Genomic DNA, 18,817 nt, shown 5'->3' with positions numbered 1-18,817 from the left:
CCCACTCTTGGTCTTGCGCTTACTTCGCTGAAGGGATCTCGATGAGCAGCTTCTCGCGGAGTTCGTCCGGGTCGACGCGGATCAGCCGGCCGACCCGGTAGCCGTGCACGGTGCCATCCGAGATCCGGCGGCGCAGCGTCTTGATCGACACTCCGTAGGTGTCGGCGGCGACGGCCAGCGAGATCAGCTTGAGCGCTGGGGACTGTGAACGATCGTGAACGGCCATGGTGGTGCCTCCCTTGTTGATGAAATCTTTCTCCTGATAGGTGTCCATGACTGTCCCACGGCGACTCTCATGCCGTCCTGGCCGCGTTGATCCGCTCCTGAACGCGATCGCTCATACGGTCCGCGAGCTCACGATCGCGGGCCATCGTGGCGTGCTGGTAGCGGAGGACGACACGGATATCGGCGTGGCCGCCACGGCGCATCAGCTCTGCGAGTGTTGCGCCCTCCTGGGCGAAGATCGTCAGCCCCGTGTGACGGAGATCGTGGAACCGGAATCGCGGCCGGAGGTCAGCGACACCATCTCGAGCATCCGCCCACACGTATCCCCATCGGGTGTTCGACAGCGGGACGCTGCCACGGATGTTGGTGGGGATCAGTGGCGCTTTGGCCTCGGCCGCGACGTTGTCCCGCAGATGATCTTTGAGGCGGTCGATCATGAGCTTCGGGATGCTGAGCGTCCGCCTACCGGCGTCGCTCTTGAGCCTCTCCGAGTAGTCGCCGGTGTTCGCGTTCAGTTGCCGACGCACATGCAAGGTCGCGGTGCCGTCGTCGTGCCACTCGATGTCCCTGCGCTGCAAGCCCAGGCACTCCCCCCGCCGCAGCTGGCACCACGCCGCGAAGAGCACCATGATCGCCCAGTGCCCCGGTGTTGCCTCATACAAAGCCTCGACCTGCTCGGGACTCGCGACGTCTTCGTCCTCGTCGTGATCGGCGTCGTGCCGCACGGGCTCCTGCTTCGGAATGGAGATGTTCGGCGCAGCGGGGATAACTCCTTCTCGAGCTGCCTGGCGGAGGATCATCATGAGGACGATCAGCACCGGTCGCGTGATGCCGTTGAACTTCGATCTCGGATTCAGTGGCGAGGGAATCGCGTCGAGACGATCGGTCATCTGCCGGATACGGGCCTCGTCGATCTGCCGGATCGGGGTGTCTTCGAACTCTGGGATGAGGTACCCGTCGACCTTGCTCTTGTAAGAGCGGACGGTGGCGATTGCACGTTTCCTGCCACTGCGGTTCGGCTCCGCGCGGATGAACGCCACCCAGCGTTCCGCGTACTCGGAGAAGCCGATGGACCGTGCTTTCTCTGCCTCCGCTGTGGCACGGCGTCGAGCGGCGATCACCGAGGGCGGCTCCCACTGCTGACGGGCAATCGTCGTGTGAACACCGGCGAGCCACGCGCGGGCATCGGTCTTCGTCAGGAACGTCAGCGGCTTGTCGTCCTCCGTCCGGGCGGTGTACATCTCGCCGTCGGGTGCGGGGTAGCGAGCCTGCCACCGGCCAGAGGGGAGCTTACGAAGGCTCCCCCAGCTCTCACGCCTGACTGCTGCTGGTTCCCGGGTCTTCGTCGCGCTCATCGTGTCCTCCGCTGGTCTCGAGCGGACTCACGCGAACCGTCGTGCCACTGCGTGCCACTAGAGGTCATGCCCTCCCAAAAGTGGCTTTCTATCAGGGTTTTCTCGCGGGCTACGAGGCGCCCTATGGCACGCTGTGGCACGAGGTCGGTGGCACGCCGGGACCGAATTTCGGTCGGCGGACCACCCCGCTCTCTTCTGGAAGGTGCGGGCGTGCCACCCGCGTGCCATACCCAACGACTACTGACGTTCATATCCGTCCTCCTCTGTTCTTCGGAAGGAGGCACGAAAAGAGGCCCGGGTCTGCAGAAACCGGCAGATCCGGGCCTCCCGGTCGACTCTTGTCAGAGTCTGTCTAGAACGTGGTCTTCAGAACTTTCAGAAGTCCCAGTCGTCGTCTTCCGTGGCCTCGGCCTTGCCGATGACGTACGACGAGCCGGAACCCGAGAAGAAGTCGTGGTTCTCGTCCGCGTTGGGAGAGAGCGCCGACAGGATCGCCGGGTTCACGTTCGTGACCGTCGAGGGGAACATCGCCTCATAGCCCAGGTTCATGAGGGCCTTGTTGGCGTTGTAGTGCAGGAACTTCTTGACGTCCTCGGTCAGGCCGACGCCGTCGTAGAGGTCCTGCGTGTACTGCACCTCGTTGTCGTACAGCTCGTACAGCAGCGAGAAGGTGTAGTCCTTCAGCTCGTCCTTGCGCGCCTGGTCGAGCGTCTCGAGTCCGCGCTGGAACTTGTAGCCGATGTAGTACCCGTGCACAGCCTCGTCGCGGATGATGAGGCGGATGAGGTCGGCGGTGTTGGTGAGCTTCGCGCGGCTCGACCAGTGCATCGGCAGGTAGAAGCCCGAGTAGAAGAGGAAGCTCTCGAGCAGGGTCGAGGCGACCTTGCGCTTGAGCGGGTCGTCGCCGCGGTAGTAGTCCGTGACGATCTGCGCCTTCTTCTGCAGGTTCGGGTTCTCCACCGACCAGCGGAACGCCTCGTCGATCTCCTTCGTCGAGCACAGCGTCGAGAAGATCGACGAGTAGCTCTTCGCGTGCACCGACTCCATGAACGCGATGTTCGTGTAGACGGCCTCCTCGTGCGGGGTGATCGCATCGGGGATGAGCGACACGGCGCCGACCGTGCCCTGGATCGTGTCGAGCAGCGTGAGGCCCGTGAACACGCGCATCGTGAGCGTCTGCTCCTCGGGGGTGAGCGTGTTCCACGACTGGATGTCGTTCGACAGCGGCACCTTCTCGGGCAGCCAGAAGTTGTTCACCAGACGGTTCCAGACCTCGAGGTCCTTGTCGTCCTGGATGCGGTTCCAGTTGATCGCCTGCACGCTGTCGACCAGCTTGAGCGGAGAGTGGGGAGTCATTTCTCGTTGTTCCTTGGGATGCGAAGGCCGGTCAGAGCATGCAGGAGACGCACTCGGTCATGTCAGTGCCCTCGAGCGCCAGCTGACGCAGACGGATGTAGTAGATCGTCTTGATGCCCTTGCGCCAGGCGTAGATCTGCGCCTTGTTGATGTCGCGCGTGGTGGCGGTGTCCTTGAAGAACAGCGTCAGCGACAGGCCCTGGTCCACGTGCTGCGTCGCGGCAGCGTACGTGTCGATGACCTTCTCGTAGCCGATCTCGTACGCGTCCTGGTAGTACTCCAGGTTGTCGTTCGTCATGAACGCCGCCGGGTAGTACACGCGACCGAGCTTGCCCTCCTTGCGGATCTCGATCTTCGACGCGATCGGGTGGATCGACGAGGTCGAGTTGTTGATGTAGGAGATCGAGCCCGTCGGCGGCACGGCCTGCAGGTTCTGGTTGTAGATGCCGTGCTCCTGGATCGACGCCTTCAGCTGGACCCAGTCCTCCTGCGTCGGGATGTGCTTGCCGGCGAAGAGCTCCTTGACCTTCTCGGTCTCCGGGACCCAGGCACGCTCGATGTACTTGTCGAAGAACTCGCCCGACGCGTAGGTCGAGTCGGCGAACCCGTCGAACGTCGTCCCGCGCTCGATCGCGAGCTGGTTCGAGGCGCGCAGCGCGTGGAACAGCACCGTGTAGAAGTAGATGTTCGTGAAGTCGACACCCTCTTCCGAGCCGTAGAACACGTGCTCGCGGGCGAGGTAGCCGTGCAGGTTCATCTGCCCCAGGCCGATCGCGTGCGAGCGGTCGTTGCCGTCCTCGATCGAGCGGACCGAGCCGATGTGGCTCTGGTCGCTGACCGCGGTGAGCGCGCGGATCGCGGTCTCGACCGTCTGGCCGAGGTCGTCGGCGTCCATCGACAGCGCGATGTTCATCGAGCCGAGGTTGCAGGAGATGTCCTTGCCGATCTCCTTGTACGACAGGTCGTCGTTGTAGGTGGTCGGCGTGTTCACCTGCAGGATCTCGCTGCAGAGGTTGGACATGTTGATGCGGCCCTTGATGGGGTTCGCCTTGTTGACCGTGTCCTCGAACATCACGTACGGGTAGCCGGACTCGAACTGGATCTCGGCGACGGTCTGGAAGAACTCGCGTGCGTTGATCTTCGTCTTCTTGATGCGCGGATCGTCGACCATCTCGCGGTACTTCTCGGTCACCGAGATGTCGCCGAAGGGCACGCCGTAGACCTTCTCCACGTCGTACGGCGAGAACAGGTACATGTCCTCGTCGTTCTTCGCGAGCTCGAACGTGATGTCCGGGACCACGACGCCGAGCGACAGCGTCTTGATGCGGATCTTCTCGTCGGCGTTCTCGCGCTTGGTGTCGAGGAAGCGCATGATGTCGGGGTGGTGGGCGTTGAGGTACACCGCGCCTGCGCCCTGGCGCGCGCCGAGCTGGTTGGCGTAGCTGAAGCTGTCTTCGAGGAGCTTCATGACGGGGATGATGCCCGAGGACTGGTTCTCGATCTGCTTGATCGGCGCGCCGGCCTCGCGGATGTTCGACAGCAGCAGCGCCACGCCGCCGCCGCGCTTGGAGAGCTGCAGCGCGGAGTTGATGCCGCGGGCGATCGACTCCATGTTGTCCTCGATGCGCAGCAGGAAGCAGCTGACGAGCTCGCCGCGCTGCGCCTTGCCCGCGTTGAGGAAGGTCGGGGTGGCCGGCTGGAAGCGACCGGAGATGATCTCCTCGACGAGGTTGACGGCGAGCTTCTCGTCGCCGTCGGCCAGGGCGAGGGCCGTCATCACGACGCGGTCCTCGAAGCGCTCGAGGTAGCGCTTGCCGTCGAAGGTCTTCAGCGTGTAGCTCGTGTAGTACTTGAAGGCCCCGAGGAACGTCTCGAAGCGGAACTTCTTCGAGTAGGCGAGGTCGTTGAGCTTCTGCACGAAGTCGAACGAGTACTTATCGATGACGGCGCCCTCGTAGTACTCCTTCTCCACGAGGTAGTCCAGGCGCTCCTTGAGCGAGTGGAAGAACACCGTGTTCTGGTTCACGTGCTGCAGGAAGTACTCGCGTGCGGCGCGCTTGTCGGCGTCGAACTGGATCTTCCCGTTCGCGTCGTACAGGTTCAGCATCGCGTTGAGGGCGTGATAGTCGAGCCCTTCGTACGCGGGGTTGATCTTGAACGCAACCGTCTCCGTCACTGCGTCACGCTCTGCGTGCTCGTCAACTGCGATACCCACCGTCGTTCCAATCCGTCGCTCACGCGATCAACGTCGTCCTGTGTGCCGAAGATCTCGAGCCGATACAAGTGAGGCACGTGGCACTTGCGGCTGATGATGTCACCGGCGAGGCAGAAGGCATCGCCGAAGTTGGTGTTGCCCGCGGAGATGACTCCGCGGATGTGGCGCCGGTTGCGCTCGTCGTTGAGGAACCGGATCACCTGCTTGGGAACGGCGCCCTTCTCGACGCCGCGACCGGCGCCCCCGCCATAGGTGGGGGTGACCAGCACGAAGGGCTCGTCGACGACGAAGTCCTCTTCGGTCCGGTGGAGGGGGATGCGTCGGGCCGGAAGCCCGAGCTTCTCGATGAAGCGCGCGGTGTTACCCGAGACGCTCGAGAAGTAGATCAGGAGCGGCGCTGCGGTCGCGACGGCGCTCATGGCGGATCACGCCAGGCGGGAGGCGAGCTCGTCGATCTTGTCGGGACGGAAGCCCGACCAGTGGTCCTCGTCGGTGACGACGACCGGCGCCTGCATGTAGCCGAGCGCCTTGACCTGCTCGAGCGCCGTGGGGTCTTCGGAGAGGTCGTGGATCTCGTACTCGATGCCCTTGGCGTCGAGGGCGCGATAGGTGGCGTTGCACTGAACGCAGGAAGGCTTGGTGTAGACCGTGATCGACATCTGATTCCCCTCGAATCTCATGGTTTCTCCGGCAGGGCCCGCCGGGATCTCAATACTACATATGGGTGCGGACATTCGGAGTGACCACAAGGGCTAGTAGTTACATCCGTGTAGTTTTTCCACCGCTCTCCACTGGTACAACACAGGTTCTCCACCGTTTCTTCCACAGGCGGAGCCCCTGTCCGCGCCCTCCAGAACCGCGAGATATCGCGGCTGGGAAGACGCTGGGAGAGATCCATCCACAGGGGGCACGGTACGCGCGGCCTCCGACATCCGGATCCCTGTGGAATTCGACGTTCGGCGTGTCGCGGGCGTGTCGCGGCGTGTCGCCGGAACGCCCCGTCCGCCCGACCGGCCGACGGCCCGGTACCGTTGTCTGGTGGCGGGCTATCGGGATCTTCTTCGCACGCCGGGAGTGGGGCGCATGATCGCCGCCCAGCTCACCGCGCGCTTCCCCAACGGGATGATGTCCTTGGCGATCCTGCTGCACGTCGAGCAGCAGACCGGCTCCTACGGATCCGCAGGGCTCGTGCTCGCCGCGACCAGTGTCGGTCAGGCGGTGGCCGGCCCCATCACCAGCCGCTGGATGGGGGCCTGGGGCATGCGTCGCGTGCTCACCCTCACTCTGTCGGTGTGCGTGCTCGCCGTGCTCTCGCTCGCGCTGCTCCCGCTCACCCTGCCCGGGTACATGGCCCTAGGCATGGTGGCCGGGCTCTCGACCCCACCCGTGCAGGCGGCCGTGCGCACCATCTACCCCAAGCTCGTGAACGCGGGCCAGCTCACACCGCTGTTCTCCCTGGACGCCTCGCTGCAGGAAATCATCTGGGTGCTCGCACCCGTGGTGATCACCCTGGTCTCTACGCAGATCGGGACCACGGAGGGCCTCCTGCTCGTGGCGATCGTGCTCGTCGGCGGCGGCGCGTGGTTCATCCTCTCCCCCGAAGTCGGTCGCGTGCGCATCCCGCGCAGCCGCAACGCCCTCGGCACGGTGGTGCTCAAGCCGCCGGTGCTGCTGGCCACCGTGATCGGCTTCCTGCTCATCGGCGCCTGCTCGGCCGTGGAGGTCGGCGTCGTCGCCACCTTCGAGCACGGGAGCCTGGCGGCCGGACTCGTCCTCGCGGTGTTCTCCGCGGGAAGCCTCGCCGGCGGCCTCGCTTTCGGCCACATCCCGATCGGCCCCTGGGCCATGGCGCGGCGCCTGCTGATCGTGACGGTCGGGCTCGCGCTGACCATGGTCACGCTCAACGTGTTCTGGCTGGGCGGCACCCTCGTCCTCGCGGGCATCGGCATCGCCCCGGCTCTCGCGGTGCTGTTCGCGATCACCACGGCCAGCGTCAAGTTCAGCGAGACCGCCGAGGCCTTCGGCTGGGCCGGCACCGGTCAGCTCATCGGCGCAGCCGCCGGCTCCGCGGTCGCCGGGTTCCTCGTCGACGTCGGCGACTGGCGCGGCGCGTACCTCGCTGCCACGATCTTCGCGGGTGTCGGACTGCTCGTGTCGATCGTGTTCGTCCGCTCCTTCCCCGACCTGCGTCATCGCGACGCCAGCCCCCATCCCGACACCGAACCCCTGGCGGTCACCCCCTCATGAGCTCTCCCGTCTCCTCCTCCCCCGCCCCCGCCGTCGTCTGCGTGGGCGAGTCGATGGTGCTGATCACGCCGACCGACGCCTGTCTCGCCGACGCCGCCGTCGCGTCACTCACGCATGCGGGTGCCGAGGCGAACGTCGCCGTCGGACTCGCGGCCGCCGGGCACCGCGCGGTGTGGGCGTCGCGCCTCGGAGCGGATCCACTCGCCCAGCGCCTGACGGCCGAGCTGGAGCGCCGCCGCGTCGAGCTCTGGGTGGAGCACGACCACGACGCGCCGACCGGCGTCATGTTCAAGGACCCCGGCGTCGAGTCGTCCGCTGTCTACTACTACCGTCGCGGCTCCGCCGCGTCGCGGATGGCGCCCGGCTTCCTCGGGTCGGAGCGCCTCGGCGGGGTGCGCATCGTGCACACCACGGGCATCACCCCCGCGCTCTCCCCCTCCTGCCTCGCGATGGTCGAGCGTCTGTACGACGATGCGCGCGCCGCCGGCGCCGTGGTGTCCTTCGACGTGAACGACCGCCGCGCGCTCTGGTCGGAGGAGGAGGCGGCGGCGACCCTCGCGCGGCTGGCGGACGCCGCCGACATCGCCTTCGTCGGCCGGGACGAGGCCGAGCGCATCTGGGGCACCGCCACACCGGCCGCGATCCGCGCCCACCTCCCGCACTGCGGACTGCTGGTGGTGAAGGACGGCGACGTGGGCGCGACGGCGTTCGACGGCGATGCCGCGCCCGTGTTCGTCCCGGCTCCCGCGGTCGACGTCGTGGAGCCGGTCGGTGCGGGCGACGCCTTCGCCTCGGGGTTCCTGGCCGCCACGCTCGACGGCGAGGACCTCGCGACCCGGCTCTCCGCCGGGCACGCCGCCGCCGCTCGGGTGCTCACGATCGCCGCGGACCTGCCACCGCTGACGCCCGTCGCCTGAGCCGCACCGGCGCGGGCCCCGGCCATGGGCACGGCCGTAGGCTGGTCCCATGCCTGCACCGCTCACCCTCCCTCGGCTCTCGTGGGGTGACCCGGCGGCGACCCGCCGCATCCTCCTGGTCCACGGCCTCGGGTCGTCCGGGGCGCTGATGTGGCGTCTCGGCGACGCTCTCGCCGCCGCGGGATGGCGGGCCACGGCCGTCGACCTGCGCGGACACGGCGACGCGCCGCGCTCCCTCGACTACACGGTCGACGCCTACGCGGCCGATCTCACGGCGACGCGTCCTGAGGACGGCGGCTCGTGGGACGCCGTGCTCGGGCACTCCCTCGGGGGTGCGGCGGCCACGGTGGCTGCCGCCGACACGCCGGAGTGGACGCGCCGACTCGTGCTGATCGACCCCGCGCTCCACGTCGAGGGCAGGGACGCGACCATCGTGCGCCGCAGCCAGGAGCGGGCGTTCGCCGACACCCGCATCGAGGTCGTGCAGCAGGAGCACCCGCACTGGCACCCGCAGGACCACGAGCTCAAGATCGATGCCGTCCGCCGCGCCAGCGCCTGGGCCGTGGAGCAGACGAGCGCGCAGAACCAGCCCTGGGACGTGCGAGCCCAGGCCGCCCGGCTCACAGTCCCGACGCACGTCATCGCCGCCGATCCCGCGGTGTACAGCATCTTCACCGGCGCTCTCGCGGACGAGGTGCTCGCGGCGAACCCGCGCATCTCGATGTCGGTCGTGACCGGCGCCGGACACTCACTGCACCGCGACCGCCCGGAGGAATCGATCCGACAGCTGCTGGAGGCCCTCGCATGACCGACTTCGACCCGACCGCCTACCTGCCGGACGACCTGCTGGAGCGCATCCGCACGCGCGCACCCGTGCACGACCGCGAGAACACCTTCCCGCAGGAGGACCTGGCCGAGCTGCGTGCCGCGGGCTACCTGTCGATCCTGGTGCCCGCCGAGCGCGGAGGCGCGGGGCTCGGGCTCGCCGAGGCCGCCGTCCTGCAGCAGCGTCTGGCGGGAGCCGCACCCGCGACCGCCCTCGCCATCAACATGCACCTGGTCTGGACCGGCGTCGCGAAGGTGTTCTCGGACCGCGGGGTCCCCGGCCTGGAGTTCGTGCAGGACGGTGCGGTCGCCGGGGAGGTCTTCGCGTTCGGCATCAGCGAGGGCGGCAACGACCTCGTGCTGTTCGGCAGCGACACCACCGCGGTGCCGGACGGGACGGGCGGCTACGCCTTCACCGGCACCAAGATCTTCACCTCCCTCGCCCCGGTCTGGACGCGGCTCGGGCTGCACGGTCTCGACACGACCAGCGCCGATGCCCCCAAGCTCGTGTTCGCGTTCGTCGAGCGGACGGACGCCGTGCGCACCTCCGACGACTGGGACACGCTCGGCATGCGCGGCACGCAGAGCCGCACGACCCGGCTGGACGGCGCGGTCGCCGACGCCGCCCATGTGGTCCGTCGCATCGATCCCGGCCCGAGCCCGGACCCGATCGTCTTCGGCATCTTCTCCGTGTTCGAGATCCTGCTCGCGTCGGTGTACACGGGCATCGCCCGGCGCGCACTCGAGCTCGCCGTCACCACCGCGCACGCCCGCCGCTCGAAGAAGAGCGGCGCCGCGTACAGCCAGGATCCGGACATCCGCTGGCGGATCGCCGAGATGGCCATCGCGTACGACGCACTCCCGCCGCAGATCGCCGCGCTCGCGCGCGACGTGGACGAGCGCGCGGACCGCGGTGCGAGCTGGTTCCCTGCGCTGAGCGGTCTGAAGCACCGCGCCGTCACCATGGCGAAGAGCGTGGTGGACGAGGCCATGCTGGTCGCCGGCGGCGGGTCGTACTTCTCCGCGAACGAGCTGTCGCGGCTGTACCGGGACGTCCTCGCCGGCGCTTTCCACCCGTCCGACCCGGAGTCCGCACACGCCACCGCGGCGAGCGCCTGGCTCGGTCCGCTGGAGGGCTGAGCGCGCCCGATCCCGTCGAACCGGGTCCGAAGCGCGACGGAATCGGTTGCCCGACCGGCCGGCCGATGCCAGGATCGCACCATGGCAACGGCGAAGAAGCATCCCGCCCTCGACGCGATCTCCAAGACCATCATCGAGCTGCTGCAGGAGGACGGGCGGCGCTCGTACTCCGACATCGGTCGTGTCGTCGGGCTCAGCGAGGCCGCCGTGCGGCAGCGCGTGCAGCGGCTCACCGAGTCCGGCATCATCCAGATCGTCGCGGTCACCGATCCGATGCAGCTGGGCTTCCACCGCCAGGCGATGATCGGCATCAGGGTGGCCGGGGATGCGCGACACGTCGCCGAGGCCATCGCAGCGCTCGACGCGGTCGACTACGTGGTCATCACGGTCGGTTCGTTCGACGTGATCGTCGAGGTCGTGTGCGAGGACGACGATCACCTGCTCGCGCTCGTCAACGACGTGATCCGCCCCATCGAGGGCGTCCTCTCCACCGAGACCTTCATCTACGCCAAGCTGCAGAAGCAGCTCTACAACTGGGGGACGCGCTGACCGGCGCCCGCTGGTGATCGAGGAGGACGAGCTCGTGCGCGGTCTGGCTGCGATCGACGAGGCCCTGACGGTGGCGGACGAAGCGGTCGGCTGAGCCGCGCCCGACGGGCTACTTCGAGTCGAAGTCGAAGGCCTTGAGCAGTTCGAGCACGGCCTTGTCGCGTTCCTCCCCTCCGGCTTCGAACATGTGCGTCACGTGCGTGCGGAGGTGGTTCTCCAGCAGCAGGCGGTTCAGGGACTCCAGCGAGCGCTGGATCGCCCGCGACTGGGTGATGATGTCCATGCAGTACTCTTCGTTCTCGATCATCCGCGCGACGCCGCGCATCTGACCTTCGAGGATGCTGGTGCGATGCAGGGCGCGCTTCTTGATGTCTTCGATCACGTATCGAGGGTACTCGCCCCGTGAAAGGATGACGTCATGCCGCGAACACCCACGACGCTGCTCTCTCTCGCCGATCAGGAGCGCCGCCGTGCCCTGCGGCGGATGAAGGCGGTCGCGCTGGGCGCGCTGCTGTTCATGGCCGTCGCGTTCGTGATCGCCTTCGCCTTCCAAGAACGCGTCGGCTGGCTCTCGTATGTGCGGGCGGCAGCCGAGGGCGGCATGGTGGGCGCCCTGGCCGATTGGTTCGCGGTGACCGCGCTGTTCCGGCGTCCGCTCGGGCTGCCGATCCCGCACACCGCGATCATCCCGAACCGCAAGGACGAGATCGGGCGCACCCTGGGCGAGTTCGTGGAGACGAACTTCCTCGCCGCTGACGTGGTGCGCACCAAGCTGGCGTCCACCGCGATCGCGCTGCGCGCCGGGGAGTGGCTGCGCGAGGAGCCGCATGCCGAGCGCGTCGCCGCCGAGGGAGCGACCATCGCGACCGCGGTGCTGAACGCCCTGAGCGACGACGACGTGCGAGACCTGCTGACCGATCTCGCGCGGGAGCACCTGGTGGATCCGGAGTGGGGGCCGCCGGCGGGGGCCTGGCTGGAGCGGATCGTCGAAGCGGAGGCGCACCACGGCGCCGTGGACCTCGCCGTCGACAGCATCGGGCGATGGCTCGACGCGAACGCCGCGTCGTTCAGCGGACTCGTCTCGCGGCGCCTGCCGGGATGGGTTCCCAAGCTCGCGCACCGCCTCGTCGACGACACCATCTACAACGAGGCGGTGAAGTTCGTCCGCGCCGTGCAGGCCGACCCGAAGCACCCCGCGCGCCTGGCCGTCGACGGCTATCTGTCCCGGCTGGCGGACAACCTGCAGAACGACCCGGCCACGCGCGCGAAGCTGGAGAACGCCAAGGCCTCGCTGTTCGACAGCCCGCGCGTCGGTGCCCTGGCCGCCGAGGCGTGGAACACCGCCAAGAACGGGCTGCTGACCTCCCTCGCCGACCCCGAGAGCGGGCTCCGCCGGCGAGCGGTGCAGGCGCTGCAGGAGGTGGGCGAGCGGCTGACGACGGATGCAGCGCTGCAGCGCCGCGTCGACACCTGGATCTCCGACGCTGCGGTGTTCCTGGTGGACCGGTACCGTCACGACATCGCGTCGATCATCACGGACACGGTCGAGCGCTGGGATCCGGCCGAGACGACCGAGAAGATCGAGCTCATGGTGGGCAGGGACCTGCAGTACATCCGGCTGAACGGCACCGTGGTGGGAGCGCTCGCCGGACTCGCCATCTTCACCATCGCCCACGCCCTGATCCCGGGAGTCTGACATGACACTGTCCCACGATCCGCTCTGGCCGCGGGCGGGCTCCTGGCCGGCATTCGACGGGACCGCCGACGCCGTGCTGCTCGGGGTTCCGACATGGCGCACCTCCCTGTCCCCCACGGGGGCCCATGCCACGCCCGCCGCGATCCGCGAGGCGCTTCCGCGCTACGGCACGACCGTGCTCGGCCCGCCGGTGCAGGATCTGAACGAGGTCCTGCGGATCGCCGACGCCGGAGACGTCGATGAGCCCGACGGGGAGACCGGGGAGGCGAACGCGATCAGCCGCGTGCGCGAGCTCTCCGCAGCCACCTCTCTGGTGGTGGCGCTCGGCGGCGACAACTCCCTGACCTACCCCGTCGCCCTGGGTTCCCGCGCGACCGGTCTCATCACCTTCGATGCGCACTTCGATCTGCGTGACGGGGTCTCCAACGGCACCCCCGTCCGCCGTCTGGTGCAGGACAGCCCGGTCGCCGCGACCGTGCCGACGACCGTCGTGGAGCCGACGCGCATCGTGCAGATCGGGCTCGCCGACTTCGCGAACTCCGCCGCCTATGCGCAGCGAGCGGCGGAGTGGGGCATCCGCGTGATCACGCTCGACGAGGTGCGTCAGCGTGGCACGGCCGACGTGGTGGCCGAGGCGCTCGAGGTCGCCGGAGCGGGCGCCGATCCCCGCATCCACCTCGACATCGACGTCGACGTGTGCGACCGCTCCGTCGCGCCCGGCTGCCCGGCGAGCGTCCCCGGCGGGCTGCAGGCGTGGGAGCTGCGCGCGCTGACGCGTGCGGTGGCCGCCGACTCCCGAGTGGTCAGCGCGGACATCGCCGAAGTGGACGCCACCACCGATGCCGCCGACGGCCGCACGGTGCGTCTCGCCGCCCTGTGCGTGCTGGAGCTGCTGGCCGGGCTCGCCGTCCGGGGCTGAGCGCGCCACGGGCAGTCGCGCATGCGTCAGCGCGCAGTGAACCGGAGCACGCCGTCCTTCCAGACCCGGTCCACCAGGGGCACGCCGGGGCGGTACGCCAGGTGGATCCGCGTCGGCGCGTCGAGCAGCACCAGGTCGGCCCGGCGCCCGGGTGCGATCGCGCCGATGTCGTCGCGGCGCAGCGCCAGCGCCCCACCCGCGGTCGCGGCCCACACCGCCTCCGCGGGCGTCAGGCCCATGTCGCGCACCGCGATGGCGATGCAGAACGGCATCGACGAGGTGAAGCTCGACCCCGGGTTGGTGTCGCACGCGAGCGCTACCGTCACCCCGGCGTCGAGGAGTCGGCGAGCGTCCGGGTACGGCTGCCGCGTGGAGAACTCCACGCCCGGCAGCAGCGTGAGCACCGTGTCGGACACCGCGAGCGCTGTCACGTCGGCCTCGGTCAGGTAGGTGCCGTGGTCGATGGACGCGGCGCCGAGCTCGACGGCGAGCCGCACGCCGTCACCGGGGCCGAGCTGACTCGCGTGCACGCGGGGCGCGAGGCCACGGGCGATCCCGGCCTCCAGCACCCGCCGGGACTGCGCGACCGTGAAGGCGCCGGTCTCGCAGAACACGTCGATCCACCGTGAGAAGGGAGCGCAGGCGTCCAGCATGGGCCCCACCACGAGGTCGACGTAGGCGTCTGCACGGTCGGTGTACTCGGTCGGCACGACGTGCGCGCCCAGGAACGTCACCTCGGGGGTGACCTCGGCCGCGAGACGCACGAGGCGCTCCTCGTCGGCGACGCTGAGTCCGTAGCCGCTCTTGATCTCGACGGTCGTGGTGCCCTGTGCGAGGAGTTCGGCGACGAAGCCGTTCAGGCGCGCGCGGAGCTCGTCGTCCGTCGCGGCGCGGGTGGCGGCGACGGTGGAGCGGATGCCGCCAGCCGTATAGGGACGCCCGGCCATCCGAGCCTCGAACTCCGCGGCACGGTCGCCCGCGAAGACCAGGTGGCTGTGGCTGTCGACGAACCCGGGGATCACCGCCCGGCCGCCGGCGTCGATCACCGTGGTCGCGGTGGGGGCGTCGACGGCGGCGCCCACCCAGGCGATGCGGTCGCCCTCGATCAGCACGGCCGCATCAGGGAGCGTGCCGCAGGGGTCCCCGGGCGCCGCGGTGTTCGTCGTCAGTTCACCGATGCCGGTGAGCAGCGTGGTGTTCACAGCATCGGCACCTCGAGTCCGCGGTCGCGGGCGACCTCGCGGGCGTGCTCGTAGCCGGCATCCACATGCCGCATCACCCCGGTGCCGGGGTCGTTGGTCAGCACCCGCTCGAGCTTCGCGGCCGCGAGTTCCGAGCCGTCGGCCACGGTGACCTGCCCCGCGTGGAGGGATCGGCCGATGCCGACGCCGCCCCCATGATGCAGCGACACCCAGGAGGCGCCGGACGCCGTGTTCAGCAGCGCGTTGAGCAGAGGCCAGTCCGCGATCGCGTCGGATCCGTCCTTCATCGCCTCCGTCTCGCGGTACGGAGAGGCGACCGAACCGGAGTCGAGATGATCACGGCCGATCACGATGGGCGCCGACAGCTCGCCGGACGCGACCATCTCGTTGAACCGGAGGCCCGCGAGGTGACGTTCCTTGTACCCGAGCCAGCAGATCCGTGCGGGCAGCCCCTCGAAGTGCACGGCCGAGCCGGCCTTGTCGAGCCAGCGGTGGAGAGCGGCGTCCTCGGGGAACAGCTCGGCGATCGCGCGGTCGGTCTTGTAGATGTCCTCCGGGTCGCCCGACAGCGCCACCCACCGGAACGGCCCGCGCCCTTCCTCGAACTGCGGACGGATGTACGCCGGGACGAAGCCGGGGAACGCGAACGCCCGATCGAAGCCGCCCAGCTGCGCTTCGGCCCTGATCGAGTTGCCGTAGTCGAACACGGCGGCGCCCGCATCCTGGAACGCCACCATCGCCGCGACGTGCGCTGCCATCGATGCGCGCGACCGCCGGGTGAACTCCTCGGGGTCGCGTTCCGCCTCCGCCCTCCAGCGGTCCACAGTGATGCCGATCGGCAGGTAGGCGAGCGGGTCATGCGCACTGGTCTGATCCGTGACGACGTCGATGGGAACGCCGCGGCGGAGCAGCTCGGGGAAGATCTCCGCCGCGTTGCCGACCACTCCGACGGACAGCGCCTCACCGGCTTCCTTCGCAGCCACCACCCTCTCCACGGCTGCGTCGAGATCAGTCGTGTACTCGTCGAGGTATCGATGCTCGACCCGCCGCGCGAGCCGGGTCTCGTCCACATCGACGATCAGCACCGCGCCCTCGTTGAGAGTCACGGCGAGCGGCTGCGCACCGCCCATGCCTCCGGCGCCGCCCGTGAGGGTCAGAGTCCCCCGCAGGGAATCCCTTCCGAGCGAACGGGCTACCGCCGCGAAGGTCTCGTAGGTCCCCTGCAGGATGCCCTGCGTGCCGATGTAGATCCACGAACCCGCGGTCATCTGCCCGTACATCGTGAGTCCGAGCTCTTCGAGTCTCCGGAACTCCGGCCACGTCGCCCAGTCGCCCACGAGGTTCGAGTTGGCGATGAGGACCCGCGGCGCCCACTCGTGCGTGCGGAACACGCCCACCGGCTTGCCGGATTGCACGAGCAGCGTCTCGTCCGGCTCGAGCTCATCGAGTGTGCGGATGATCGCGTCGTAGGCGGCCCAGCTCCGTGCGGCCTTCCCCGTGCCGCCGTAGACCACGAGGTCCTCGGGATGCTCCGCGACCTCGGGGTCCAGGTTGTTCATCAGCATCCGCTTGGCGGCTTCGGCGCCCCAGCTCTTGGCGGTCAGCCGGTCGCCTCGCGGTGCGCGGACGACCCTGGCCTGGGCCTGTGCTGCGTCAGTCATGCATGTGCTCCTTCGCGATGCGGGCGACGTCGCCCGAGGTGACGAGTGCGGTCACGGCTTCCATGTCCGGTGAGAGGTAGTGATCGGCGCCGGGTCCCGCCGCGACGGTGCGCACCAGGTCTCGGACGGCCCCAGTGGCGGGTCCTGCTTCGAGGGGCGCACGCAGATCCAGCGCCCTGGCGGCGGTGAGGATCTCGATCGCGAGGACGCGGGAGAGTCCGTCGAGGGCGCGGCGCAGTTTGCGGGCGGCCGCCCAGCCCATCGAGACGTGGTCCTCCTGCATCGCGGAGGAGGGAATGGAGTCGACCGAGGCCGGCACCGCGAGACGCTTGAGCTCGGACACGATGCCCGCCGCGGCATACTGTGCGATCATCAGGCCGGAGTCGACGCCGACCTCGGCGGCGAGGAACGGCGGGAGACCATGGCTGCGCGCGGGGTCCAGCGCGCGATCGGTACGCCGCTCCGACATCGAGGCGACGTCGGCGACCGAGATGGCCAGGAAGTCGAGCACGGCCGCCACCGGGGCTCCGTGGAAGTTGCCGTTGGACTCGATGCGGCCGTCGAGCGTGATGACGGGGTTGTCGATCACGCTGGCCAGCTCGCGTTCCGCGATGATGCTCGCATGCGCGACGGTGTCCCGCGCCGCGCCATGCACCTGCGGCGAGCACCGGAGGGAGTAGGCGTCCTGCACCCGTCCGTCCTCCGGGCCCTTATGGCTGGCCACCATCGGCGAGGCGGCGAGGAGCGCACGGAGGTTGCCGGCTGAGACAGCCTGGCCGGCCTGCGGACGCAGCGCCATCAGATCCGCGGCGAACACGGCATCCGTGCCGAGCTGCGACTCGACGGACATCGCGGCGGCGATGTCGGCCGTGAAGAGCAGCGTGTCGAGGTCGTGCAGTGCCAGCGCGAGCATGCCGAGCATGCCGTCGGTGCCGTTGATGAGGGCGAGTCCCTCCTTCTCCACGAGGGTGACCGGGGCGATGCCGGCTGCCGCCAGCGCCTCGGCTGCAGGGAGCAGGGAGCCGGAGGCGTCGCGCACCTCGCCCTCCCCCATCGCGGCGAGAGCGATGTGCGCCAGGGGCGCGAGGTCGCCGGAGCAGCCGAGCGATCCGTACTCGCGCACGACCGGGACGATCCCGGCGTTGAGCATCGCCGCGTGCGTCTCCACGACGACCGGCCGTACGCCCGTGCGCCCTGAGGCGAGCGTCTGCAGGCGGAGGAGCTGCAGCCCGCGCACCACCTCTCGCTCGACCTCCGCGCCGGTGCCGGCGGCGTGGGACCGGATGAGGCTCGCCTGCAGCTGCAGCCGACGGTCCGGTGCGATGAAGGTGGTGGCCAGGGCGCCAAAGCCGGTGGACACACCGTAGTGCGGGTGCGGGTCGGCGGCGAGTCCGTCGATGACCGTGCGGGTCGCGGCGACGCGGTCGAAGGCGGAAGGGTCGATCCGCACGGGCGCGTCGTGGCGCGCGACCTGGACGAGAGCGTCGATGGCGAGCGGGGCGGAGCCGACGACGACGGGGGTGACATCACTCATGCCTCGATTCCACACCTCCGACATGGCCGGTGGGGGCGGCGTGTGTCATCCTGTGTCTGTGATCCCAGACAATGCCTCGGCCCACGAGGGCCGTCGATCCGCGCAGGTGCCGGCGGCCGACCAGACCCTGCGGATCCTCAGCCACCTCGCGGGACGGCCTGCGCCAGTGGCGGCCTCCGCGATCGCGCGTGAGCTCGCCCTCCCCCGATCGACGGTTTACCATCTGCTGCACACGCTGGCGGCGCACGGCTTCGTCCTGCACGTGAAGGAGGAGCAGCGGTGGGGCCTGGGCACCGCGGCCTTCGAGCTGGCGAGCGGCTATGCGCGACAGCAGCCTCTCGCGCGGCTCGGCCGGCCCGTCGTCGCTGGGCTCTCCGACCGGCTCGGCGAGAGTGCGCATCTCGCCGTGATGAGCGGCAGCGACGTGCTCTATATCGTCGAGGAGCGGGCACCGCGACGGACGGCCCTGATCACCGATGTCGGCGTGCGGCTGCCGGCGCACCTCACGGCCAGCGGACGCGCGATGCTCGCTGCACTGCCGCGAGAGCAGGTGCGCGCCCTTTTCCCGAATGCCGCGGCCTTCGCGCACCGGACAGGCCGCGGTCCGCGACGCCCCGCAGAGCTGCGCGAGCTTCTGCGAGAGGTTCGGGAGCGCGGCTACGCCCGCGAGGACGGCGAGGTCGCGGACGGCCTCCGCTCCGTGGGAGCAGTCGTCCGGGACCGAGCGAACTGGCCCCTGGCGGCCGTCGCTGTCACGTGGGCAGGTGGCGAGGCCGATGAGGGCGAGCTCGCCGCGGCCGTGCGCGAGAGCGCCGCGTTGCTGGAACGGCGCCTCGCCCGATGACGCGAATCCACGGCGAATCCACGGCGTATCCGCCACGACGCACGCCGCGTTAACGCAAAATGGCCACCCAACGATGGGTGGCCATTTTGTCTAAAAGGAGTCCGGCGGTGTCCTACTCTCCCACAGGGTCCC

18 protein-coding genes are annotated in these 18,817 nt (G+C 69.1%); 8 read left to right on the top strand and 10 right to left on the bottom strand.

What is annotated here, in order from left to right:
* Nucleotides 1–19: 19 nt before the first annotated feature.
* The 6 genes from M3C17_RS16730 to nrdH all read right to left on the bottom strand — a co-directional run bounded on the left by M3C17_RS16730 (nt 20) and on the right by nrdH (nt 5,810).
* Nucleotides 20–274 carry a helix-turn-helix domain-containing protein gene (locus M3C17_RS16730; protein ID WP_235006257.1) on the bottom strand — a complete coding sequence of 85 codons (255 nt, stop codon included), beginning with the start codon at nt 272–274 and terminating at the stop codon, nt 20–22.
* Between the two features lie 19 nt (nt 275–293).
* Nucleotides 294–1,466: a site-specific integrase gene (locus M3C17_RS16725; protein WP_259979095.1), complete on the bottom strand. Its 1,173-nt coding sequence runs from the start codon at nt 1,464–1,466 to the stop codon at nt 294–296.
* Between the two features lie 489 nt (nt 1,467–1,955).
* On the bottom strand, nt 1,956–2,936 hold the full coding sequence (nrdF, locus tag M3C17_RS16720; protein WP_259979093.1) for a class 1b ribonucleoside-diphosphate reductase subunit beta: 981 nt from the start codon (nt 2,934–2,936) through the stop codon (nt 1,956–1,958).
* A 31-nt stretch (nt 2,937–2,967) separates the two neighbouring features.
* Nucleotides 2,968–5,112: a class 1b ribonucleoside-diphosphate reductase subunit alpha gene (nrdE, locus tag M3C17_RS16715; RefSeq protein ID WP_259979092.1), complete on the bottom strand. Its 2,145-nt coding sequence runs from the start codon at nt 5,110–5,112 to the stop codon at nt 2,968–2,970.
* Nucleotides 5,109–5,570 (bottom strand): class Ib ribonucleoside-diphosphate reductase assembly flavoprotein NrdI, encoded by a 462-nt coding sequence (gene nrdI, locus M3C17_RS16710; RefSeq protein ID WP_259979091.1) that lies wholly within the window; start codon nt 5,568–5,570, stop codon nt 5,109–5,111. Before nrdI ends, nrdE begins: the two co-directional genes overlap by 4 nt.
* Nucleotides 5,571–5,576: 6 nt before the next feature.
* Nucleotides 5,577–5,810: a glutaredoxin-like protein NrdH gene (gene nrdH / locus M3C17_RS16705; RefSeq protein ID WP_017202656.1), complete on the bottom strand. Its 234-nt coding sequence runs from the start codon at nt 5,808–5,810 to the stop codon at nt 5,577–5,579.
* 379 nt (nt 5,811–6,189) lie between these two features.
* On the opposite strand from nrdH, the gene M3C17_RS16700 reads away from it, so the two are divergent.
* From M3C17_RS16700 to M3C17_RS16680, 5 genes are all read left to right on the top strand, one after another.
* A complete protein-coding gene (locus M3C17_RS16700; RefSeq protein WP_259979090.1) occupies nt 6,190–7,398 on the top strand; it encodes an MFS transporter in 1,209 nt (402 codons plus the stop codon).
* Entirely contained in the window at nt 7,395–8,315 is a 921-nt protein-coding gene (locus M3C17_RS16695) for a sugar kinase (RefSeq protein ID WP_259979089.1), read from the top strand. Before M3C17_RS16700 ends, M3C17_RS16695 begins: the two co-directional genes overlap by 4 nt.
* Before the next feature lie 49 nt (nt 8,316–8,364).
* Nucleotides 8,365–9,123 (top strand): alpha/beta fold hydrolase, encoded by a 759-nt coding sequence (locus M3C17_RS16690; RefSeq protein WP_259979088.1) that lies wholly within the window; start codon nt 8,365–8,367, stop codon nt 9,121–9,123.
* Nucleotides 9,120–10,280 carry an acyl-CoA dehydrogenase family protein gene (locus M3C17_RS16685; protein WP_259979087.1) on the top strand — a complete coding sequence of 387 codons (1,161 nt, stop codon included), beginning with the start codon at nt 9,120–9,122 and terminating at the stop codon, nt 10,278–10,280. Before M3C17_RS16690 ends, M3C17_RS16685 begins: the two co-directional genes overlap by 4 nt.
* An 81-nt stretch (nt 10,281–10,361) precedes the next feature.
* Nucleotides 10,362–10,829 (top strand): Lrp/AsnC family transcriptional regulator, encoded by a 468-nt coding sequence (locus M3C17_RS16680; protein ID WP_259979085.1) that lies wholly within the window; start codon nt 10,362–10,364, stop codon nt 10,827–10,829.
* 109 nt (nt 10,830–10,938) lie between these two features.
* Here M3C17_RS16680 and M3C17_RS16675 read toward each other — a convergent pair whose 3' ends face one another.
* The gene (locus M3C17_RS16675; RefSeq protein ID WP_259979084.1) at nt 10,939–11,211 is read right to left on the bottom strand and encodes a metal-sensitive transcriptional regulator; all 273 of its coding nucleotides are present in this window, start codon (nt 11,209–11,211) and stop codon (nt 10,939–10,941) included.
* Nucleotides 11,212–11,247: 36 nt separating this feature from the next.
* On the opposite strand from M3C17_RS16675, the gene M3C17_RS16670 reads away from it, so the two are divergent.
* Nucleotides 11,248–12,525 (top strand): DUF445 domain-containing protein, encoded by a 1,278-nt coding sequence (locus tag M3C17_RS16670; RefSeq protein WP_259979083.1) that lies wholly within the window; start codon nt 11,248–11,250, stop codon nt 12,523–12,525.
* Between the two features lies 1 nt (nt 12,526).
* Nucleotides 12,527–13,444 carry an agmatinase family protein gene (locus tag M3C17_RS16665; RefSeq protein ID WP_259979082.1) on the top strand — a complete coding sequence of 306 codons (918 nt, stop codon included), beginning with the start codon at nt 12,527–12,529 and terminating at the stop codon, nt 13,442–13,444.
* Between the two features lie 26 nt (nt 13,445–13,470).
* Here M3C17_RS16665 and hutI read toward each other — a convergent pair whose 3' ends face one another.
* From hutI to hutH, 3 genes are read right to left on the bottom strand one after another with little or no spacing between them, the layout of a single operon-like run.
* Entirely contained in the window at nt 13,471–14,646 is a 1,176-nt protein-coding gene (hutI, locus tag M3C17_RS16660) for an imidazolonepropionase (protein WP_259979081.1), read from the bottom strand.
* On the bottom strand, nt 14,643–16,307 hold the full coding sequence (gene hutU / locus M3C17_RS16655) for a urocanate hydratase (protein ID WP_259979080.1): 1,665 nt from the start codon (nt 16,305–16,307) through the stop codon (nt 14,643–14,645). Before hutU ends, hutI begins: the two co-directional genes overlap by 4 nt.
* Nucleotides 16,300–17,841 (bottom strand): histidine ammonia-lyase, encoded by a 1,542-nt coding sequence (hutH, locus tag M3C17_RS16650; RefSeq protein ID WP_259979077.1) that lies wholly within the window; start codon nt 17,839–17,841, stop codon nt 16,300–16,302. The genes hutU and hutH overlap by 8 nt, the downstream gene beginning before the upstream one ends.
* A 52-nt stretch (nt 17,842–17,893) precedes the next feature.
* Here hutH and M3C17_RS16645 point away from each other — a divergent pair, with 52 nt between their 5' ends.
* Nucleotides 17,894–18,685, top strand: coding sequence for an IclR family transcriptional regulator (locus tag M3C17_RS16645; RefSeq protein WP_259979076.1), 792 nt, complete (start codon nt 17,894–17,896; stop codon nt 18,683–18,685).
* Nucleotides 18,686–18,817 lie beyond the last annotated feature (132 nt).

The sequence above is a fragment of the Microbacterium sp. p3-SID336 genome (genome assembly GCF_025143365.1).
Classification (GTDB): Bacteria; Actinomycetota; Actinomycetes; order Actinomycetales; family Microbacteriaceae; genus Microbacterium.
This window is presented reverse-complemented; position numbering and strand designations above follow the sequence as displayed.